The 18956-nt window shown below is 59.4% G+C and carries 24 protein-coding genes; 1 reads left to right on the top strand and 23 read right to left on the bottom strand.

Annotation, left to right across the window (positions count from 1 at the left end):
- Positions 1-4 precede the first annotated feature (4 nt).
- From EPZ47_RS21275 to EPZ47_RS21385, 23 genes are all read right to left on the bottom strand, one after another.
- Positions 5-1975, bottom strand: coding sequence for a phage tail protein (locus EPZ47_RS21275; protein ID WP_135846595.1), 1971 nt, complete (start codon positions 1973-1975; stop codon positions 5-7).
- A complete protein-coding gene (locus EPZ47_RS21280; protein ID WP_135846596.1) occupies positions 1975-2577 on the bottom strand; it encodes a phage tail protein I in 603 nt (200 codons plus the stop codon). The genes EPZ47_RS21275 and EPZ47_RS21280 overlap by 1 nt, the downstream gene beginning before the upstream one ends.
- Positions 2574-3458: a baseplate assembly protein gene (locus EPZ47_RS21285; protein ID WP_135846597.1), complete on the bottom strand. Its 885-nt coding sequence runs from the start codon at positions 3456-3458 to the stop codon at positions 2574-2576. The genes EPZ47_RS21280 and EPZ47_RS21285 overlap by 4 nt, the downstream gene beginning before the upstream one ends.
- The gene (locus EPZ47_RS21290) at positions 3455-3781 is read right to left on the bottom strand and encodes a GPW/gp25 family protein (protein ID WP_135846598.1); all 327 of its coding nucleotides are present in this window, start codon (positions 3779-3781) and stop codon (positions 3455-3457) included. The genes EPZ47_RS21285 and EPZ47_RS21290 overlap by 4 nt, the downstream gene beginning before the upstream one ends.
- Before the next feature lie 4 nt (positions 3782-3785).
- Positions 3786-4034: a hypothetical protein gene (locus EPZ47_RS21295; RefSeq protein WP_135846599.1), complete on the bottom strand. Its 249-nt coding sequence runs from the start codon at positions 4032-4034 to the stop codon at positions 3786-3788.
- A 59-nt stretch (positions 4035-4093) separates the two neighbouring features.
- Entirely contained in the window at positions 4094-4657 is a 564-nt protein-coding gene (locus tag EPZ47_RS21300) for a phage baseplate assembly protein V (RefSeq protein ID WP_135846600.1), read from the bottom strand.
- Positions 4654-5184 carry a hypothetical protein gene (locus EPZ47_RS21305; RefSeq protein ID WP_135846601.1) on the bottom strand — a complete coding sequence of 177 codons (531 nt, stop codon included), beginning with the start codon at positions 5182-5184 and terminating at the stop codon, positions 4654-4656. The genes EPZ47_RS21300 and EPZ47_RS21305 overlap by 4 nt, the downstream gene beginning before the upstream one ends.
- Positions 5177-5839: a hypothetical protein gene (locus EPZ47_RS21310; protein WP_135846602.1), complete on the bottom strand. Its 663-nt coding sequence runs from the start codon at positions 5837-5839 to the stop codon at positions 5177-5179. The genes EPZ47_RS21305 and EPZ47_RS21310 overlap by 8 nt, the downstream gene beginning before the upstream one ends.
- Complete coding sequence (locus EPZ47_RS21315) at positions 5836-6156, bottom strand: head-tail joining protein (RefSeq protein ID WP_079302228.1); 321 nt, start codon at positions 6154-6156, stop codon at positions 5836-5838. The genes EPZ47_RS21310 and EPZ47_RS21315 overlap by 4 nt, the downstream gene beginning before the upstream one ends.
- A complete protein-coding gene (locus tag EPZ47_RS21320; protein ID WP_079302229.1) occupies positions 6156-6344 on the bottom strand; it encodes a hypothetical protein in 189 nt (62 codons plus the stop codon). Before EPZ47_RS21320 ends, EPZ47_RS21315 begins: the two co-directional genes overlap by 1 nt.
- A 1-nt stretch (position 6345) precedes the next feature.
- Entirely contained in the window at positions 6346-7377 is a 1032-nt protein-coding gene (locus tag EPZ47_RS21325; RefSeq protein ID WP_135846603.1) for a major capsid protein, read from the bottom strand.
- A 12-nt stretch (positions 7378-7389) separates the two neighbouring features.
- The gene (locus EPZ47_RS21330) at positions 7390-7740 is read right to left on the bottom strand and encodes a head decoration protein (protein ID WP_135846604.1); all 351 of its coding nucleotides are present in this window, start codon (positions 7738-7740) and stop codon (positions 7390-7392) included.
- 12 nt (positions 7741-7752) lie between these two features.
- Positions 7753-8973 carry a S49 family peptidase gene (locus tag EPZ47_RS21335; RefSeq protein ID WP_135846605.1) on the bottom strand — a complete coding sequence of 407 codons (1221 nt, stop codon included), beginning with the start codon at positions 8971-8973 and terminating at the stop codon, positions 7753-7755.
- A gap of 2 nt (positions 8974-8975) precedes the next feature.
- Positions 8976-10583, bottom strand: a complete 1608-nt coding sequence (locus tag EPZ47_RS21340; protein ID WP_135846606.1) for a phage portal protein — start codon at positions 10581-10583, stop codon at positions 8976-8978.
- Positions 10584-10585: 2 nt separating this feature from the next.
- Entirely contained in the window at positions 10586-10801 is a 216-nt protein-coding gene (locus tag EPZ47_RS21345) for a hypothetical protein (protein WP_135846607.1), read from the bottom strand.
- A gap of 11 nt (positions 10802-10812) precedes the next feature.
- On the bottom strand, positions 10813-12702 hold the full coding sequence (locus EPZ47_RS21350) for a phage terminase large subunit family protein (protein ID WP_135846608.1): 1890 nt from the start codon (positions 12700-12702) through the stop codon (positions 10813-10815).
- A gap of 43 nt (positions 12703-12745) precedes the next feature.
- The gene (locus tag EPZ47_RS21355; protein ID WP_135846609.1) at positions 12746-13270 is read right to left on the bottom strand and encodes a terminase small subunit; all 525 of its coding nucleotides are present in this window, start codon (positions 13268-13270) and stop codon (positions 12746-12748) included.
- Between the two features lie 118 nt (positions 13271-13388).
- A complete protein-coding gene (locus EPZ47_RS21360) occupies positions 13389-13730 on the bottom strand; it encodes a phage holin family protein (RefSeq protein WP_135846610.1) in 342 nt (113 codons plus the stop codon).
- Positions 13731-14266: 536 nt separating this feature from the next.
- The gene (locus EPZ47_RS21365) at positions 14267-14626 is read right to left on the bottom strand and encodes a PA0613 family protein (protein WP_135846611.1); all 360 of its coding nucleotides are present in this window, start codon (positions 14624-14626) and stop codon (positions 14267-14269) included.
- Complete coding sequence (locus EPZ47_RS21370) at positions 14619-16838, bottom strand: VapE domain-containing protein (RefSeq protein WP_135846612.1); 2220 nt, start codon at positions 16836-16838, stop codon at positions 14619-14621. Before EPZ47_RS21370 ends, EPZ47_RS21365 begins: the two co-directional genes overlap by 8 nt.
- Positions 16828-17055, bottom strand: a complete 228-nt coding sequence (locus EPZ47_RS21375; protein ID WP_014339657.1) for a TraR/DksA family transcriptional regulator — start codon at positions 17053-17055, stop codon at positions 16828-16830. Before EPZ47_RS21375 ends, EPZ47_RS21370 begins: the two co-directional genes overlap by 11 nt.
- Positions 17048-17566, bottom strand: a complete 519-nt coding sequence (locus tag EPZ47_RS21380) for a phage regulatory CII family protein (RefSeq protein WP_014339658.1) — start codon at positions 17564-17566, stop codon at positions 17048-17050. Before EPZ47_RS21380 ends, EPZ47_RS21375 begins: the two co-directional genes overlap by 8 nt.
- Positions 17567-17894: 328 nt before the next feature.
- Positions 17895-18158 carry a helix-turn-helix transcriptional regulator gene (locus tag EPZ47_RS21385; RefSeq protein ID WP_411157103.1) on the bottom strand — a complete coding sequence of 88 codons (264 nt, stop codon included), beginning with the start codon at positions 18156-18158 and terminating at the stop codon, positions 17895-17897.
- A 63-nt stretch (positions 18159-18221) separates the two neighbouring features.
- Between EPZ47_RS21385 and EPZ47_RS21390 the strand changes: the two genes are divergently transcribed.
- Complete coding sequence (locus EPZ47_RS21390; protein ID WP_135846615.1) at positions 18222-18932, top strand: XRE family transcriptional regulator; 711 nt, start codon at positions 18222-18224, stop codon at positions 18930-18932.
- Positions 18933-18956 lie beyond the last annotated feature (24 nt).

Raw genomic sequence — 18956 nt, forward strand, 5'->3', positions numbered from 1 at the left:
ACCCTCAATAGCCGATGGCTAGCCAGTTGTAACCACCAACGGTTACTGCTGGGGCGTTGTTAGTCACGTTAGTTATGAATCCCGTAAAACCTGTACGGGTCGGAATTCCAGACTGACAAACTGCTGGATTCGGTGCCGTACTGGCCCCAGCATATATAGCGCCCACATACATACAGGCATTAGGGAATGCGACGGGGAACGTTACCGGCACGGTTCCTGTTGCGGTGTCCGTTGATGCGTGTCCAATTTTGAATGTCCAACCGCTCGGTAATACCTGATTGGCGGTGCTTCCAAAGATTGCGGCGAATACATTTGAGAACTTCAACAGAGCAGTACCACCAACTAATCGCCACTCGCCGGTCAGTCTGGTCAATATCGCAAAATCACCCTGCCCCAGAACAATCGTTATCGCGCTGCTGCTCGCATTTGTAATCTGCTCGCCATTTGAAGCCTGAAGCGTGACAGCCCCAGCTCCACCACTTAGCACCATGATCATGGCACCGGGCCCCACTGGCCCGGTGGGTGGCAAGATAACGTTGATTGCCGTAGAAGATGACGCACTAACGATGCCGCCAACGCTCGAATTCCCCAGCACCGTACTTGCGCTGACCGAGGTGAAGCCCGACCACTCGACCCCCATTCGCTTCACAAACTCAGTAGTCGCGAACGACTTGTCACTTGCGAACTGAGCAGGGCTAGTCCAATTGGGGCCAGACAAAACAGCGGCATACTTGAGGGCCACAGACCCACCACGCAAACGCCAGGTGTTCGACACCTTAACGAACTCGGCACTATCTCCAACACTCAAGACGACAGTTATCACCCCTGCGACCGGGGACGCCAACACGTCAAGGCCTGCTGCCAGAACAGTGACAGCACCGACCCCAGAGGCGACCACCTCGACCGTCGCCCCATCCGGCACTCCGGCAGTGGGCGGCAACGTGATGTTGATCGGAGTAGTAGATGCGCCGACCACCATTCCTCCCACACTGGAGACTCCCAGTGCGGTACTGGCCGTAAGCGGGGCAAAGCCCGAATATTCGACGCCCATTCGCTTGGCAAATGCCGTGGTCTGCACTCGCGTACTGCTGTCGAACTGAGGTGGCGTGTTTGCTGTTGGGTTTATCAGTGCCGGCGAGTTGATGGGCGCAAACCCTTGGGTGATGTTCTGAAAGGTCAAGGCCGTAGTGCCCAGGACAATCGCCCCATCCGTCACCAACTGCCAGCGAGTGTCGGCCAGCGTAGCGCCTTGTTCGACGGACAGAATCATCGCCGAGGTGACTTCAGCATTGCTGTCAGCATCTGGTGCCCGCTGCCAAGCCGCTACGCCGACAATGTAGATGCCGTTATCCTTGGAGACCGTTTGATTCTTCACCAACACCCGGTCGCCTGCGAGCAGGCTGATGCCGTCAACTGTCTGGAGTCCAGTCAACGCGATGTTGGCCGTAGTCGCTACGCGCACTGACTGCTTGTTGTCGAGCTTGTACAGTTCTTCCTGGATTCGCCGCTCGACAAACTCCCGCGTTGCCAACACAACCGACGGATCGATTTTGAGTGTGATGTTGCCCGTGCTGCTGACGATGATGTTCATCCGCACGATCTGAGTCCGACCCGAGCCCTGCGACATGATCGGCTTAAAGCTCGGTGGGCAGTTCGCGACCGCCACCAGATCCCGGTCAGCGTCGTACAAGGCAATTTCACGTATCCAACGTCCGCCCTCATCGGCGGGAATTACTTGCTCCGCGACAATTACCGCCGGGTTGACAGGGTCAATAAAAAGTTGATTCAACGGCCGACGGCGCCATTCATTGATAAGAGACGTTTGCGCCGCGCTTGGAATCGGGTCGGTGTCGTTGGCGTCTCCCACTCCCATCTCAGTAAGTTTCCAGGGAACGCCAAGGGCATTGGCGTTTGCCAGTTTCGCCGCCCCCACGTTCGTGAGAATCGCGAAAAATTGCGAGGTCTGATCAATCATTAGTAAACGTCCAAGATGTCTATGGTGTGTTCGCGCCCTACCACGCCGAAGGAACCGGTGACTTCAATGTCACGCATGGTCGGCGGGTACACGTCGATTTCGTCGCCCTCATAAAGGGCGACACCAATGTTTAGGTTTCCTCGGGTTTCGAGGGTGATCGCTAGTCCGGTCATGTGGCGACTGACCGGCCGGGCGTCGTCGATCAACCACGTCAGCTCCTGATAGGTCTCTTCGCTGATGCCTTCATCGGAAACGCCGATCTTCAAGGCAAACGTTCCTGGCACACCCTTGGGCTCGGTCTGAAACCACTCAACTACCTCGATCAGATAGCCGAACGGCTCTACCACCCGGCGCAAGGCGCCGATGGTGCCCTTATGGGCATGGACGTAGAACGAAGAGCGGATCACCGAGCGCTTGACCTCTTCCGGCCACGCCTCGTCCCAGCGATCCACGGACCAGGCCCAAGCCAGTTGGTAAAGCAAGTGCGTCGGGCAGGTGTCCGGGTTGTATAGGGTTCTGAGCGGTATCTCCGTTGTTTCGTCGATAGCCGCCTCAATGGCCCGCTCAAGCTGGGTGCTGTTGAGGGGAAGCAGACTTTTCATTTGCCACCCCGCTTTATGGTGAACCCCGTGCACCACGCTGCCTGGGCCTTGGTTGGACGGATGTCCACCCATCCAGGGATCTCGACTCGGGCCACGCCGCTGACGTGGATCTGTGCATCAATCGCCGAACGGGCCACCTCAACGCCTAAGCGGCGCCGTGGGTTGATCCAGGCCTGCAATCGCGCATTACACTCGGCCAGCGCTGCCTCGTTTTCCGGGCCATTACCGGCCATGTACACCACGGCGTCGATTCGATAGGGCAGGATCTGGGCGCCCTGCACCGTCAGCCGATCAGCAACAGGACGCCGATCTTCATCGTTGAGGTAAGCGTCCACCTCGGCCAACAGCTCGGGGCTGGCCGTACCATCTCCTTCCAGGGAAAGCACCGTCACGACCACCTCGGCCGGCGCCGGGCTTTCGGCCGTGGCGTCTGCCACCAGGCCCGAGGCGTTACGGGCATGCAGGATGTAGCTGTTCCGTGGCCCAGCAGTGGTCAGCCCTTCGTACCTCAGCTGGATACGCTCGCGCAGTGCGTCGTAACTTTCCAGCACCGCCGCCACTGGCGGCACGGCGGTCAAGTCCTCGGCCTGAATGACCAGCCGTTCAAGGTTCACGTTGGCGGCCAACTGCACCAGGTCAGCACCAGTGGCATGAGCCAGAAACAGTGCCTTGGCCGCGTCGTTGACCCTCGCCAGATTCTGCATACGTCGATAGGCGCCCAGCTCCAGCAGCTTGGTCACCGGGTCGCTTTCAAGGAAAGCGGTCCAGTTGTCGCCCATGTACTCGCGGAACGTTGTCAGCTCGCCCTGATACAGCTCTTCAAAATCTAGACTCTCCAGCACCTGTGGCGCCGGCAACGCCGAAAGGTCGTTAGTGCTCATGCGTTCACCTCCAGCACCACGCCATCGCCAATATATGAGCCCGTCAGTTGCAAGGTGATTTGTCCCTCCACCACCGCAATGACCCGGACACGCTCAAGCTTCAAACGAGGCTCCCAGCGCCCGAGGGCACGAGCCACCTCGGCCTGTACTGCGCTTTTCCAGCCCTCGTTAACTGGCAGGTCGACATAGCGACGCAGTTGGCTGCCGTACTCTGGGCGCATGCGGCGGCTGCCGACAGGCGTGCTCAGAATGTCCTCGATGGACTGCCGCAAATGCGCCTGCCCGGACAGCGGCTGCCCCGTGCGACGGTCCACTCCGATCATGGAATTACTCCGTCAGCAGTTGCATATCCGGGTGTGCCTTGAGAAAGGCGTATTGATCATCGCCGCAGGCCGTGACCTGGCCGGCGATGACCGGCAAGGTGCTGCCGTCGGGCATGATCAGGGTGCGTGAGGTAAAGCGCGTGTCGCGAAACACGCGTGCCGGTCCGATGGGCGCTGGCGACTCGGTTTGGACGGGCTCAGGCAACGCCGCGTCGGCAGTTGTACGCCCGGTCTCTGTTCGCTTTTTGCTCATATAGGTTGCTCCAGAAATGCGAAAGCCCGCACGTGGCGGGCTGTGGATAAATGTCGGAGTCAGTGTTTGTGGTTCGGCGTGTTGCCACTCGTATCGATGATTTTTCCGCCGCCGTTGATATCACCCGTGACCTGTAATGGGCCGTTGATCAGCACATTGCCGGTCAGGGTGATATCGCCTGCCATGGCGTTGATCTCGCTGTCCGTTACGATCACTTCGGTTCCGCCGACTTTGATGGTCACGGTACCGCTTGGCACGGCAATGGTGTAAGTGCTGGCCTGCCAGTCGTAGACCAGCGAGCCACCATCATCGAAACGCCACACCTCGACGTGCTCACGATTGTCCGGCGGCGCTCCGGCACTGCCATACAGTCCGGGAATAAACGTGCCCTGCGCCACCTCGCCGCTGGCACTTACCAGCGTTCCCTGCTCGCCCATGCTGGGCGCTCGCCAATGGCGGGCTTTGCCGGCCGCGATACTGTGCCAACGCACCCAGGCACTGACCCAGTCCCCATCCGACACCCGGCATACAGGCGGCGAAGCGGTCAGGTCCAGCGCGACCACATAACAATCCTTGACCAGGCCGGCCAGCATGCGGTCATGCTGCGCACTGGGATAGCTCATGCCATATTCTCCGGTGGCTGGTAGTTACCTTCGCTACCAGGTCCGGTGTTAGGGCTGAAACCCCAGAGCAAGGTACCCGGGGGCTGACTCGGCCACGGCCACTCTTCTTTGCCTAAGTAAATGCCCTGGGTCCACTCGACGACCCACACCGCATAGCTGTCGAGCTCCGGCCGGGTCCAGTCCTGTGATGCCTGGATGAACTCTGCAGGCTCGACCGCCAATCCCCACGTCTGCATGCGCAGCAAAATAATCAGCTGAGCCGCGATGAATGCCGCTACCTGCTGACAGCGTTCGTGATCGCTGCCGACAATGATGCGTGCTTCGAATCGCGCCTCGACACCGACTTCGCCAGTGCCGGGGTCCCGACCGGGCTCCAGTTCGACCAGTTCGAGCACCACAGCGGGAATGGGTACGTGCTGCAACATGTCAGGCATGGTGCAGATGTATGCCAAGCCGGGGATAGCCTGGGCGATCTGTTCTTCGATGGCTGAGTAAAGATGGTCGAGAGGAATGATGGGATCAGACATGGGCTGATTTCCTCAAGTATTTTTGCAGCTCGAAATTCATCTCCTGCTCCAGGATCTCAAGCAGTCGCTGATGCGCACGACGCGACCATTCCTCAAAGTGAGGCCGCACGTCTTCGAGCGATATCTTGGCCTTGGCCAGTGGATAGCGGCTACCATTCTCGGCAATCCAGCCCGAACTTGGCCCACCGCCGCCTGACACATCACTGTCGGGATAGTCGCTTGCTCTGAAGTGTTTACTGGCGGTACGAATCCATATGTCAGGCGCGCCGCCATAAACGGTCTTATGGAACGCCCCCTGATACTTGCGACCCGCGACAGAGACGCCAGAGCGGCCCTGTCGTACCCGGCCTGCGCGACTGGCCTCAATGGGATTGACGCCAAACCACAACTTAGCTTGCTCGTTGGAGTTGACTGGGTAAGCCTTTAGTCGCTGACGCACAGCGGCGATGGCGATTCGAGCTTGCCGGCCTACCGCTCGTGCCATGTGAGTGCGCAACCAACGCAGCGTCTTATTCAGGGCTCGCCGTTGAGCTGCACGGGCGGCTTGTGGAACAAGAGCGGCAAAGTCGGAGAACGCATCCTTATCGGCTTGAGCCAGTTGCACCGTGAACAGACCGGAGCTGGCCGAGGATTTGACATGACTGCCGACGCTCATCGCACCTCCCGAAGAATCAAGTTGACCCAACCGGTGCCATCCGGCTCACGTTTGACGATGACATAACGCCCGCCGCCGTCTTCTGGCATCAGCTGGACAGTGATTAGCTGGCCATCCGAAATGAGGTGGGCATCAACAATACGGACGGCGAACACTGGCTCGCGTATACCGGTGTTGATCCTTCCCACCTTTGGTTGCAACCAGGGCGCCGAGAAGAATCCCGGCACCGGTAAGTCACGACCGTCGACCAGAGCCTCGTCGCCCAGGACATCCAGCAACTGCGTATCCATCGCTGCAACCTGGTCACGGAAAGCCATCAGCTGTCTCCGTCATCCGAGGTAGAGGATCCAGAATCCAGCTTGCCGCGCTTGGCAATGACGCCTTCTTCGAGCAACAGATCCCGTATCTCAGTGCTGGGCGGAACGTACACTTCGCCTTTTCGCACCAGCTTGGCACCGTCCTGCACACAGCCTTCGATCACTACGTACTCAACTTTGGCAGCCATATCACACCACCTTTGCAAAGACGAAAGCGTTAGGCTCCAGCATCCCGGCCAGGGCAGCGCTTTGCAGCTTCAACCACCGGGCGCTCGGATCCTGGGTGACCCAGCTTTTGGGGAAACGGGCCGCTTCGACCAGGCCACTTTCAATGGCTTCGATGTCCTTGATCGCGCCATACAGCATCGCGTTTCGAGTCGAGGTCGAACCCAGCATCAAGCCGCCGCTTGGCACCATCTGCTGTTCGTCACCGTCATCGTCCAGGTACCACTCGTCGTAGACGTACAGGTCGATGCCGGGGTCGTTCAGATAGCCAAGATAGGTCACGCCATCTGGCAGCTCTTCAGGCTTGATCACGCCCATGTCCACCCGGCGAGAGTTGAGCTGCTTCAACACTGTCTCGTTGCGCTGGAAAGCATCCTGGGCTTCGCCACTGAGCACAGCGACGTTGCCGGTACGCCCGGAGTCCTTGGCAATCTGGCGCTTCCACTGGCGCAAATTGGCAATGGGGTCCGAGTCCGCCGTGTTCCAACGCCCGGCCCCCAGCACGATTTTGTGGCTGTCCTCCATCAGAAAATCGATGGTGTCATCGACGCCATCGCCCAGCACCCGAACGCGCCCAGTGCTCAGCGCCTGAGCGCACATCCACTCTTCACGACGAGTGATCTCGTCGTCCAGGTCGATCAGGTCGCGCCCCAACTGCTCGCCCGCTCGCTCCAGGGGAGTCCGCGAGGAGAATGGGTTATCGCCGGCAGCACGCTTGAGGATTTGTTCTGCCCGCGTCTCCCGCTTGGGCTGGATGTAGGGCGGCTTGTACGTTTCGGAACTGAAGCCGTTACGCAGCGAGACACTGCCGGGCAACGACGGGTTTACGAAAGGCGCCATCTTGCGCTGGCCCTTGATGATGTCGATGGTCACAGTCTCGGTGCCGAAGGTAACGGGGTTACCGGCGTTGAAGAAAGTGTTCATTAAGAAGCGACGAGGCGTATTCATCTGCTCAACGGCTTCGAGCATAGTGAGGGTGTCAAAAATATCAGTCATCAGGTGCTCCGGTCAGCGGATGAAAATGCAGAAAGGTCGAAGGGCGGCTTTGGCCGCAGCCAAGGTCAGGCCCTCACCGAGGTGGAGCTGGGTGCCCAGCACTTGGCCTGTCAAACGAATGGGCGCGCTCTTGGCCCCGCCCGTGGTGTCTACGTCCTCGTCGAGGACGGCCGAAGGTACCTGAGAGCCGTCTTCAGCAGCGGTTTTGCACAGCACGAACTCTTTCGAACTGGTTACCTGCCCCAGGACAGATCCCCGCAGGAGCGTCTGGCCAGCGGCGATCAAACCGGTGTCCATTGCAATGGGAAAGTCACCGGCAGAAAGGTGGCTCGGCTGGTAGGTTTTACGTTCCGGGTTGCTCATGAATGTCTCCTGTCAGCGGCGCGAAGCGCCCGCAACGATTGCACTGACGGCTGCCTGGCGTTCGCCCTGCTTGCCATCACCGCTTGGGGTTGTAGCCGTCACGCCCTGCGCATCGCTCTTGATCGCAGACAGAGAGATCCCGCGATCCTGAGCCGCCTTGAACAATTGCAAGGCAGTAGCCTCGACCGTGGTGCCAGCATCGATAGCCGCTTCGATTTCCTTCTCGAAGCCTTTGCTGGCCAGGGCGTTAATGCCCTTGATGCGATCACGTTCTGCAGCGGCGCCTTCGGCTCGAATGGCGCCGAGGTCGGGCTGCTGGGCCTGGGCGATTTCGATGGAGTTCGGATCAGTGCCGGCGGCCAGCGCAGTACGCAGCTCCGCCGTGGTATGTACGGTGGTCATGGTGGTTTTCCTTGGGACAGTGATGGCCGGTTTGGCCAGTTCGGTGATGAGGGATTCAAGCGAGCCCAACCGATGGGCCAGACCCGACTCAACAGCGGCGGCTCCGACGCGTAATCCGCCGAAGTCACCCATTGCGGGGACCTTGGCGGCGTCGGTGCTCAGGTTTCGCGCCACCTTGCCGACGAAGACTTCACCGAGGGCATTCACGGTTTCACCGATCTTGGCGCGCCCTTCTTCGGTTGCGAGATCGGGCCGCTTGTTCGGGGCGTTGCTGCTAACGATCTGATAGCGTTTGCGACCGTTGGCAGCGTCACTTTCAACGACAGCCTCAACGACAACGCCGATGCTCCCGGCCAAACTGGCTTCGTCGATGACGATCTCGTGCGCTGCCGAGGCGATCCAGTACGCAGCGCTCGCCCCGATGCCACCGATGTACGCGACGATCCGCTTGCGCTCTCGACCAGCGAATATCATCTCGGCCAGTTCATTGATGCCGGAGGCGACACCGCCAGGGCTGTCGATGTTGAGCACAATCGAACGGACTTTGGGATCGTCCAGCGCTCGCTGGATGTCCGTGCCCAGGACCTGAGTGCTGGTAGCACCGCTGATTTCAGTGAACATATTTGCGTAGCGAAAGATCGGCCCAGTTACGGGGATCACTGCAACGCCGTTTCGCATTGTTACTTTTCGGGTATCTTCCAACCGCTCGCCGCGCCGGGTCGCCAGGGCCATCGGATCGCCCATACGGTCGGCGATGGTCAGCAAGTTGTCCAAGGCGTCAGGCAGCATTAGCCAAGGCTGCGACGCAGCCAGCTCAAGTGCTCGAGGCATATTTAGTCCTCTTCGGATTTGGGGTCGGGCGGGTTCTCCAGCCCACCCTTGGGCAGGGCCTGCAGGTTTTTAGCGCGGCGTTGCTCAACCTCCCGTACGCGCTGACGGAATACCTGCTGCCAGGGCTCGCCGGTCATTGCCGCTGTTTCGAGGGTCTCGTTGCTCACGCCGATTTCAATGCGCTTACCGGCCGCGTTGGCTTCCTTCAGCTCATCAATCGCCCCACGGGCCGGGCCGATCCAAATGGCCTGACAGTAGGCCTTGCGCTTGGCTGGGTCGCCGTAGCCCGGTAGGTCGATCAGGCCCCTAGCCACAGCCTCGTCGATGATCAGCTCACGACTTGGCTGGCAGAAATCACAGGCGAGCCACCAACGACGCAGACTGTAAAAACGCCAAGCCTGCAGCATGGCGGCGCGGGCAGCGCTGTAGCTGCTGCTGTAATGGAGTAAGAGCTCTTCAAGTGGCAGCTCCAGGGCAGCGCCGATCTCTTTCACCACGGCGGTGAAGAAGGGATCGAATTGGGCGTTAGGTCGGCCAGGGTTGGCCACGACTGGTTCTTCACCGACGCCGAGGTCAATCACGGCCCCCTCGCCAAGGGCCAGCTCGCCATCGGTGGTGTCATCGCCTTCAGGACGCTCGTCCGCCAGCGCCGTCATCGGCAAGTTGCCGGTTGGGAAATCAGAGCTCTTTTTGATGAACACCGTGAACATTGCGGAGATCACAGCGGCCATAAGCTCCGCGCTGCTGTAGCGCTCCAGCTTTTGCAGTGGCTCCAGCACAGGCGCCAGATAGGGAGCTCCGCGCTTCTGGCCTGGACGTTCCTTGTCCGCCAGAACGTGCAACACCCGCCGTCGGCCCGTCTCCGCACCGAACGCGGTAAGTCGCTCCCAGCTCAGTGGCTTGCCGGCCAGATGCTCGCCGGGGTAGCCGGTGCAGACGTGATAGGCCACGGGCGCGCCCAGCGAATCGAACTCAACGCCGTCAACCAGGTCGACCCGGTCCATACCGCCGTTCGGATTGCCGACCCGATCCGACTCGATCAACTGCAGTCGCGTGCTGAAGACACAGCCCGGGCGTTCCTGATCCGGGCTGGCAACCAACACATCGCCAGCGACCAGCGACGACACCAAGACCAGGGCTTGCAACTGGTAATGATTGAGGGTCGCTTCGGCATCACACTCCCTCGGATCATCGGCATACAACGACCAGAGCCGGTCCAACCGGCCGTTCAGTTCGTCTGCCTGCTCTTCGGTAAGGCCCAGGGCCTCATGGTCCACCTGGGCGCGGCATACCAGCCCAGTGCCCACGACGTTGGTGCGCAACCGGTTGATGGCTGCGCGGGCTATCAGGTGGTTACGCATGGCGTCCCTGGACCTGGCCACCAGCATTCGCCGCTCGCCCTGATTGAAATCTCGTCGCGGGCTACCGAGGCCAGGAATCCAGCTGGCCATGCTGCGCAGCATGCGCGAAGCGCCCCGCCAGCGAGTTTCGACACCGCCGCCACCGCCCTGAGCCACAATCTGCTGGCCGTCCACCGAAGCCCTGGCCACCCTGATGGCCTCGCGCATCAGTAGATCTGCCGGGCCTTCACGCTTACTGAATGGCCACATGATCAGATCCCCAGGTACGAGACGCGATTGCGGCCTCGCCCACGTAGCGCCGCCTGTTCGTTGGCGACTTCCTGGGCATACTGTTTCTCCAGCAGGCGCAAGCTGTTGAGCTCTGCCAGCTGTACCTCACGATCAGCCCGGCGCAGGCGCTGACCTTTTTTCAGGACGTCAGAAATTGCCGCTCTAACTTCAGCTAGGCGCTGTTGTGCGTCAGTCATGGTTGATTTCCTTAGTAGCCCGCTCGACTGCGGGTGCCCCGCCCACGAGCGACTACTCGGCGCGGTACCGGTGCGACCGGTTGTTCGGTGTTGAACAGCGTCGGCTGCATCAGTTGCTGTTCCAACTGGTCCCACTCGTGGTCACGTAGCAGATGCGTTTTCAGGCTACGTGCGGCGTGCAAGGCATACACCTCACAGTCCAGGGCTTCGTTGCAACGCCCGGCTTTTTTCTGCCAGACCATCTTGCTGGGGTTACGCGCATGCGGCGCTAACACTTCATTGGTGAGCTGTTCGTAGTAATCCGAACGGATCTCGCTGTACCAGTGCATGCGCCCCGGCCCGACACCCTTCAAGCGAAGACGGCCATCGATCAGCGTCTTGGCCTTGTGCGTGCCGACGATGTGCACCCGCAGGCCATATTTCGCCGCTTTGGTGTTGTCCTGCGAGGTGTCCACAGACTGCGGTGGCTTGGTGAAGATTTCCTTATCGCGGCTGTCAATCGACGCGCCCTTGATCGCCATGATATTGAAGCGCTGCCGATCACGGACATAGCTGTAAACGGCATCGCTGGTATTACCGTCCGAGCTGTCGATGCTGACCGCCGACACAGCGAGGTGCGCGCCGCCCTCGGTGGGGATTGGCTGAGCGATAACCCTATCCAGCTCCTGCCATACGCTGTCGTGGGGGTCAATTGGGTTGCCGTGTAACTCGCCCCAATAGAGCCGCCAGGACTCTTCGCCGCGACCCCATCCGGTGATGACCAACGCCAGACGATCACCTTGCACGTCCACACCCACGGTGACCAACAACACGCCCCTAGGCGCTGTTAGTTCGGCGTATGGCTCGGCCCGTTTCTCCAGCTCATCAGTTTTCGGGGCGTCGCTCTGATACTCGTAGCTTTCGCCCTTGGAGCTGTTCACAAAGGCAATCATCGGACCGATGTTGCCTTGAGCCGCAGCATGTTCGGCCTGGAGCTTTTTCTCCATCAGCGCTTGGAAGCGCGACCCCCAAAAGGTGGCATACAGCTCGTTGAGGATGTAACCGGCGATACCGCGAAATTCAGCCGTGGCCTGCCAGCGCCCGTGCTTAAGGTTCGCGTTCTTCTGGTTGTCGTCCCAAATCGCGCCGCAATGTGGGCACGAATAGAACGCCTTCTCAGGCCGCTTTTTGCCGTAGACCTCGTGGTGATACTCGGGGTCTTCATCGCAGTGAAGGTTGTCGAAGCTCAGCGCATGTTCCTGGCCACATTCGTGGCACGTCACCAAACCGATGCGCTTGTCTGAAAGTTCCAGCTCCGCATCAATGGCCGACAAGCCTTTGATCGTTGGGGTGCCGCCGATGATGATCTTGGAACGGCGAAAGGTTTTCAGACGCTCCTTGGCCAGCTTGATGCTATCGCCCTGCCCGCGCAGGTTGAGGTTGCAGTCGTCTGGCTCCTCGATGGCTACACGCGGTACCGGCGTAGATTTCACACTGGCCGGGCTGTTGGAACCCACCATCTTGAGAAAACCGCCGGGGAAACGCTTAAAGTCCTGACGCTGTTGCAGCTTGCGACTGCGTAGATCGACCTTCTTGCGAAGCCGTGGCGTCGCCTCGATCATCGGTTCGAGCTTCTCACCCACATACTGCTTGGCGGCTTCGGCCTTGGGAAACAGCACCAGAATCGGCGACGGATCGATGTCGATCCACTTGCCCAGGGCGTTACCGAGAACGCCCGACGTCCAGGCTACCTGAGCCGATTTGCGGCCGACGATCTCGGTGACCGTCGGATCGTCCAGCGCCTCCAGAGGGCCGCCGGGCCAGGTCAGGTGAGGCGTGACGTTGAAGCGATATTTGCCGGGGCGGGCTGACTCTTCTGGCGCCAGCCAACGGTATTTTTCCGCCCATTCGATAATGCTCATGCGCGGCGGCGGTGCCCACTTCCGGCAGGCGCCGCGCAGCGCGTTAATCGCCGTCTTTTTCAAGGCCCTCCGGATCGTCCGGTTCGTCAGAATCTCCATCTGACTGGGCATCATCCTTGTCATAGTTTGACAGCCTCCTCAGGATGGTTTCGATGGGGTCGGCGATCAGGCGCTCGTCAACTTCAACGCCGTAGCGCGCTGACAGTTGTTCCGCCAACTCATCCGGAAATGAATTGAGCAGCTCGACTTTGGCTGCCGTGATCATTGCCTCGAAGCGTCCGATCAGATCCGCCGCGATTACGACCTCGCCCAAATCCTTGGCCAGCGCCAGCTCTTCACGATTGGCTCTGACCCGGTCGAGCCGGTCACGGGAGGATTCTTTTTTGCCGTTGAGGGCGGCCTGTTGCATCAACCACTGGATCACCGCCTCGGTGTCGTATTGGTTTTCGTTACCCCGGCCCAGGCCGAACTCGATTACCGGCATGCCGTCGTTCTGCCAACGGGTCAGCGTGCGTTCATCACGGCCGACGATCTCGCTCAAATCGGCTTTGCTGACTGTTCTTCCCATCGCTAACCCCTTGAAAAGACGGACATCCCTGCAAAAAACTCAGCTGCAGGGAATCCGCGAGTTCGGTAACCCGTGTAGGGGGCGGGCCAAGGGGAGGACCCAGAAAATCCCCCTCCCCCTACCCCTGCCCCGCGTTGCTTGATGCCTCGGTGACACCCAATCGTTTCGCTACCCAGCGTTCGTACAGGCCAATCGCAACGTCGGCGCCGGCCATCGCCGTCAAACATCCCAAGGCGCCCGCCGTCCATATCGACATGCCGGCGGCGATCATCAACATCATCGCCGTCACCCCGCAGGCGATACAGGCACCGGATCGAAGGGCGAGGCGCCGCAGCAATGCCCAGCCCCGCGCCCCGTCCTTGTCGGCCCGCCACATCTCCCCCGATACGCCGCCAACCAAGGCCAGGAGAATCACTAACCAGATCGGCATCTCTGCCAGTGCTTGCTGTTCGTTCGTCATTGTCCCGCCCCTTAAACGCAAAAACCCGGCGCAAGGGCCGGGTTTGGTGTGTAGTGCCTGCCGCTTTATGCGGTCGCACCTATCGAAGATGAGTACTTTTTACAGGTCGATTCCGGTGGCAGCAAGCCGGTTTTAATGCCACCCCATCAATAAGGGGTCAACGCAAGGTCAATGTGTGGGTAATGCACGGGTAATGCGCGGCGGGGCATAGTTATGGCGGCTTCCAGCGCCTTTGGCGCTGTCCTTCCTGTCCCACTATCCATTGTCGAAGTAGGACAGCTACAGGCGCCTAGAATCGGGGCCTGCCCCACTGTCCTACCTTATTTCCTCTTCTCTCCCGTAAAGAGAAAAAGCTAAGAGCACGCGTGCGCGCCATGGGCGCGTATGCGCTCCCGCTACGCTCACACATGGGCGGGACATGCGGGAAGGTTGGACAGTAGGACAGCTCAACAACAGCGCGGCCCGCGCTCGTCCAACTGCATCAAACAACAGTGGGACAAGGCGAGCCGGTTGGACAGCCACAGACGCAGAAAGGATCAAGCAGCGATCCCCATCAACAGCCCATATATGCACAGGTGCGCGTCGTGCAGGCGCTGGTAGTAGGTGTCGCGCCCGCAGCCGCAGTGGGCATACTTCAAGCGCATGTCGGAGTCCTGGTTGCAGTAATGCTCCCGCACGATCTGTTCATGCACCGTATCGAGATGCTTGGTCACGATCAGCTCAATATCCAGCGAACCCTCCAAGGGTGCCCGGAACGCACGTCGACCTCGAATCAATTGCCCATTGCTCTCCATCATCATGGCAACCATGTTCCCTCCGGCAAGCCCGCCGGCACTTAGGTCGCTGTGCAACTCTTCGGCCCATTTGCGCAGCAGTGCATCGATCTCCTTAATCATCGAAACAAGGCTCCTCGACCGGCCGCACTTTCAGGTTCGATGCACTGCCCCAATCTTGTGGTTTCTTGTAACCCCAGGGCCGCACGCCACTCTTAGGCAATGCTGATAGCCGGACCTTGCGCCAACCCAACCGGTGCATGATCGCTCCAACGCGCATCTGTTCAGGTTTGCCCCAATGTCCGTAGTCCAGCTTCAAAGCGCCCAATAGAATGTCGGTGCCGGTCGCCGTCTCTCCAACCTGATAATCCTCGAGCCAAGTCAGGATGGGGCCTTCCCACTCGTCCACCACAAAGCGCTCTTCCTGGGCCTCAGCGAACAATGGCGCCTCCTCCCGGTTGACCCACCAGATATCGCCGGACTGATAGCAAAACATCGCCTCGGCCCACAGCTGGTCGCGGATCTCGCGCAGTTGCTCCAGGTCGACCTTGGTACATGCCACCGGCCAATAACGCCGGTTGCCCGTGGCATCCTTCAGGTACTCGTCCTGGTTCGTCGTACCCACGAAAACACACTGGCGTGGCACGTCCATCGTTCTGCGGCCATAGCTCTCGCGGTAGGTATCCGTCGAAGCCGAGAAGAACTGCTTCGCCTTGGTGGACTCGGCCTTGTTGAAACTGTCCAGCTCACCCAGCTCAACGATCCACTTGCCGCGAATCGCCTGGAACCCGTCCTTGTCGCCCAAGGCGAAGGGGGTATCCATAAACCAGGCACCTCCCAGCACCGACATGGCCGTGGACTTACCGGCACCCTGCGCGCCTTCGAGGATCATCACCGAGTCAGCCTTGCAGCCCGGCTGCATCACCCGGCCGACCGCCGAGACCATCCAGCGCTTACCCACCTTGGAACTGTAATCCGTCGGGGCCACGCCCATGATGTCTGTCAACCAGGTGTCGAGCCGGGGTACCCGATCCCACTCCAGGCCACTGAGGTAATCACGAACAGGGTGAAAGGCATGGTCATGTGCAACAACACTTACAGCCTCGATAACGCTGCTCGCCTTGACCCGCAGGTTGTACTGTTGCGCGAGCCACTTCATGACCAGCATGTCATCAATGTCAGCCCAATCGCCGACACCGCCGCCATACGGGGCAGCACGCAGCTTGACGATCTTTGAGCTGAACGCACTGAAGCCAATCACACCGGCCCAGCGTTCGTCGTTGCCCAGGATCAGCTCTACGTTTTGCATGTGCGCGATCAACATGCCGTTTTCCGTGCGAGCCAACTGGTCTTTCCAGCCACCCGCTGCAGGTGGCTTGACCACCGCCAGAACCTGGCGGCGCACCGCCTCCAATCCTTCAGCACAGTGCAGGTCGTTGAAGTCAGTCCACTTGTCCTCTCGCTCCCCAGAAAAGATAGGGCCGACTACCTGACCACCTACAACCGTTGCCGCGTTGTTGGCTTTCTCTTCACCTGGGTTCCAGGGCTCGCCATTTGGGCGCTTGGTTTTCCAGTCATCATCCCGGCAGATGATTAGTGGACGCCCCGGGAACCGCTCGCGCATTGCCTTGGAGACCGTCATGAGGTTGCCCGCATCAAAGGCAATGGCTACCGTCAACGAGGTCGCCATGTGCAGGCTTGCACCGGTGGCGTAGCCCTCACACACCAACACTGGCTCGCCCGGTTCAGGGTGCGGACCAATGAGGTGGAAGGCGCCCTCCTTCGCCATCCCATAGGGCCAGTAAGACTTGTCGCGGCCAGTGTCTTCTTGCTTCTCGGGGAATATCACTTGCAGTCCGACGATCTGGTCCCGAGCGTTTTGCATGGGCACCAAAACCGCGCCGGAGCGCGGGGCATAACGAACGCCGAGGCCTACGATCTGCTTTCGATCCAGATAGGCGCTACGGCCCTTCTCGGGCATCCGCTTGAATAAACCAGCAGCACGGTTAGCCGCTCGACTGGCAGCGTTGGCAGCCTTCTCGGCGGCCTTGCGCTTGGCCTCCTCCTGACGAGCGCGCATGACTTCACGCTCTTCAGGTGTCATCCGGCCGGGTTTCACCTTGATCTTGTGCGTTTCCCCTGTACGCCAGTCGCCGAACGCACCGAAGATCAAGGTTTCGCCCTTCTCGGTGTGGTGCTCGTGCAGAACGTACCAGCCGTTTTTCTCTTTGCCCTTATCCAGAGCGGTCTTGCATCGAGTCAGCTTGCCGTAAATCAGCGGCTGCGCGGGCTCCAGACCGAAGTCCGCAAATTGATTCAGCACGTCATCGAGCATGACGAGCCTCCCGCATCTCATCGATGGACTGACAGTTCACACACTGCGTGCAGCCCTGCTGTGCCAGTCGCCGTGCCTCGGGGATCGGATCGTCACAGCTTTCACAGAACAACAACGAATGCCCAGGCAACGCCGGCTTGAACGCACTGCGCGCAGCAAGCGCCTGATCGATGCGCTCCTGCACCAAGTCATTGGCAAAATCAGCAATATCAGCCACGGCCGTCACCCCGCGTTGTCTGGTTGACGTACGTGGCGCGGTTGAACAAGCCCAGCAGCCCCTGGATACCTCGAAACACCTGCAGGCGGATCGCGGCCAGCTCGTGATCGCTGACCACCCCATCGCCAATGCTCTTGGCCCAGGTGTCGGCCAGATCGGCCACCTGCCGAAAATACTCGGCAAGACCGATGGTCAGGGTTTCGGGCATGTCAGTGGTGTACACCTCAGACAGCTCATGCCAGATCGTATCGCCGACCAAGGCATGCACCGCATCCAGAATGCGCCTGTCCTTTGTCAGCTCGAGGATCTCGCCAAACTCTTGAATGTTTACCGAGTGGCTGGGATGCGTGGGGGACAGTTTGTGCTGCAGCGTGGTGGGGTTTCGGCCGGTGGTGGCGGCGATTGCAGCGGCGCCGCCTGGGTAGTCCCGTGCGGCATGGTAAAGCGCCAGATCGAGCGGCAGGACTTCCCGCTGTGCTCGTTCAACGCAACTCAGAGCGATTCGGCTCATGGCATTAATCCTTAAAAGTTGCCAGTGCCGCGCGACATGCAGTGGTGATACATTTGCCGCGTGGCTTGAAAGGGCCCAAACGCCGGCTAGATCTTAGGGATCGATACCGGCACCGTGCCGGGGCGAACAATCCGTTGTTCACCCCTGGCGCAACAGCTGCCCAATCTGTGGTGGAAAAGGCAGCAACACCAAGGCTTCCGAGCCTTGGGAAAGCGCGATAAAGAGAGGTGGTTTGCATGTGGTGTGCCCGCCTATCTTTATCGCGACCCGACAGCGCTGTGGTGGTGCGTGCCGGGAGGAACTGGGCGACCTTTGGGTCGCCTTTTTTCTAAGCTGCGCGGGCCAGGACAGGCTCCGGAGGAAACACATCATCGAGCGTGCAGGTAGCCCCGAGTCGATTCAGTGCAGCCGTTATGGCGCGACAATCACTCAACCCAGGCATCCGATTACCTGACTCGTAGTTACTCAATCGAGCCTGCGTCCAACCCAGCACCTGCCCCAGATCTCTTTGCTTTATTTGTGCCTCTTTCCTGAGGCGAGCGATGTTATTCATGGAATTGACTCCTCTAGTCAGCGCAGAGAATAAACACATTACGTGATTTATTCAACACGATAAGTGAGAAAATTATATTTCATTACGTGATAAAAAATCCCCATGGATACTTTAGGCTCACGCATCAAGCGACTTAGGAAACAGAAACGCATCAGCCAGAAGGCCTTAGCGGAGGTCTGCGGCTGGTCGTCTCAATCCCGAATAGGTAACTATGAGAGCGATCTCAGGGAGCCAAACCTGATGGACCTTGCCCTTTTAGCCCCTGCATTGGGGGTGACGGTGGCAGAACTCATTAGCGGCACGAACTCAACACAGTCGGCTTTAGCAGGACATGAAGATGCGTCGATAGCTGTATCGAACTCTTCAGATGGGGCGGCAAGGCTGATAGGCCCCGCCAAAACAGGAGTCGTGCCAGTGGTAGGCACAGCGAAACTAGGGATGGACGGCTATTTTGAAGCCTTGGACTTCCCGGTAGGCCACGGTGATGGCTACCTGCACATTTTCAGCGATGACCCAAATGCTTATGGCTTGAGGGTCATCGGCGACAGCATGCATCCGCGAATCAAAAGCGGAGAATACGTCCTGATAGAACCGAATAAGGCCTATGTTACCGGTGATGAAGTCATGGTTCAGACTTATGACGGCCGCTCGATGATCAAGGAGTTCATCTATCTACGAGAAGGCGTGTATCGGTTCGATAGCGTCAATCAGGACCATAGTCCATTGCACCTGGACCAGCACGAAGTGATGAAGGTCCATCTGGTTGGCGGCATCCTTAAATCATCACGGTTCACGCATGAGCCTCAAAAATAATCACAGTTCGTGTTGACTTAATCA

It is taken from the genome of Pseudomonas viciae (genome assembly GCF_004786035.1).
Lineage (GTDB): Bacteria > Pseudomonadota > Gammaproteobacteria > Pseudomonadales > Pseudomonadaceae > Aquipseudomonas > Aquipseudomonas viciae.

Coding starts and splice junctions, on each gene's coding strand:
- EPZ47_RS21275 (WP_135846595.1), bottom strand. CDS start 1,975: ATGATTGATCAGACCTCGCAATTTTTCGCGATTCTCACGAACGTGGGG.
- EPZ47_RS21280 (WP_135846596.1), bottom strand. CDS start 2,577: ATGAAAAGTCTGCTTCCCCTCAACAGCACCCAGCTTGAGCGGGCCATT.
- EPZ47_RS21285 (WP_135846597.1), bottom strand. CDS start 3,458: ATGAGCACTAACGACCTTTCGGCGTTGCCGGCGCCACAGGTGCTGGAG.
- EPZ47_RS21290 (WP_135846598.1), bottom strand. CDS start 3,781: ATGATCGGAGTGGACCGTCGCACGGGGCAGCCGCTGTCCGGGCAGGCG.
- EPZ47_RS21295 (WP_135846599.1), bottom strand. CDS start 4,034: ATGAGCAAAAAGCGAACAGAGACCGGGCGTACAACTGCCGACGCGGCG.
- EPZ47_RS21300 (WP_135846600.1), bottom strand. CDS start 4,657: ATGAGCTATCCCAGTGCGCAGCATGACCGCATGCTGGCCGGCCTGGTC.
- EPZ47_RS21305 (WP_135846601.1), bottom strand. CDS start 5,184: ATGTCTGATCCCATCATTCCTCTCGACCATCTTTACTCAGCCATCGAA.
- EPZ47_RS21310 (WP_135846602.1), bottom strand. CDS start 5,839: ATGAGCGTCGGCAGTCATGTCAAATCCTCGGCCAGCTCCGGTCTGTTC.
- EPZ47_RS21315 (WP_079302228.1), bottom strand. CDS start 6,156: ATGGCTTTCCGTGACCAGGTTGCAGCGATGGATACGCAGTTGCTGGAT.
- EPZ47_RS21320 (WP_079302229.1), bottom strand. CDS start 6,344: ATGGCTGCCAAAGTTGAGTACGTAGTGATCGAAGGCTGTGTGCAGGAC.
- EPZ47_RS21325 (WP_135846603.1), bottom strand. CDS start 7,377: ATGACTGATATTTTTGACACCCTCACTATGCTCGAAGCCGTTGAGCAG.
- EPZ47_RS21330 (WP_135846604.1), bottom strand. CDS start 7,740: ATGAGCAACCCGGAACGTAAAACCTACCAGCCGAGCCACCTTTCTGCC.
- EPZ47_RS21335 (WP_135846605.1), bottom strand. CDS start 8,973: ATGCCTCGAGCACTTGAGCTGGCTGCGTCGCAGCCTTGGCTAATGCTG.
- EPZ47_RS21340 (WP_135846606.1), bottom strand. CDS start 10,583: ATGTGGCCATTCAGTAAGCGTGAAGGCCCGGCAGATCTACTGATGCGC.
- EPZ47_RS21345 (WP_135846607.1), bottom strand. CDS start 10,801: ATGACTGACGCACAACAGCGCCTAGCTGAAGTTAGAGCGGCAATTTCT.
- EPZ47_RS21350 (WP_135846608.1), bottom strand. CDS start 12,702: ATGAGCATTATCGAATGGGCGGAAAAATACCGTTGGCTGGCGCCAGAA.
- EPZ47_RS21355 (WP_135846609.1), bottom strand. CDS start 13,270: ATGGGAAGAACAGTCAGCAAAGCCGATTTGAGCGAGATCGTCGGCCGT.
- EPZ47_RS21360 (WP_135846610.1), bottom strand. CDS start 13,730: ATGACGAACGAACAGCAAGCACTGGCAGAGATGCCGATCTGGTTAGTG.
- EPZ47_RS21365 (WP_135846611.1), bottom strand. CDS start 14,626: ATGATTAAGGAGATCGATGCACTGCTGCGCAAATGGGCCGAAGAGTTG.
- EPZ47_RS21370 (WP_135846612.1), bottom strand. CDS start 16,838: ATGCTCGATGACGTGCTGAATCAATTTGCGGACTTCGGTCTGGAGCCC.
- EPZ47_RS21380 (WP_014339658.1), bottom strand. CDS start 17,566: ATGAGCCGAATCGCTCTGAGTTGCGTTGAACGAGCACAGCGGGAAGTC.
- EPZ47_RS21385 (WP_411157103.1), bottom strand. CDS start 18,158: ATGTGTTTATTCTCTGCGCTGACTAGAGGAGTCAATTCCATGAATAAC.
- EPZ47_RS21390 (WP_135846615.1), top strand. CDS start 18,222: ATGGATACTTTAGGCTCACGCATCAAGCGACTTAGGAAACAGAAACGC.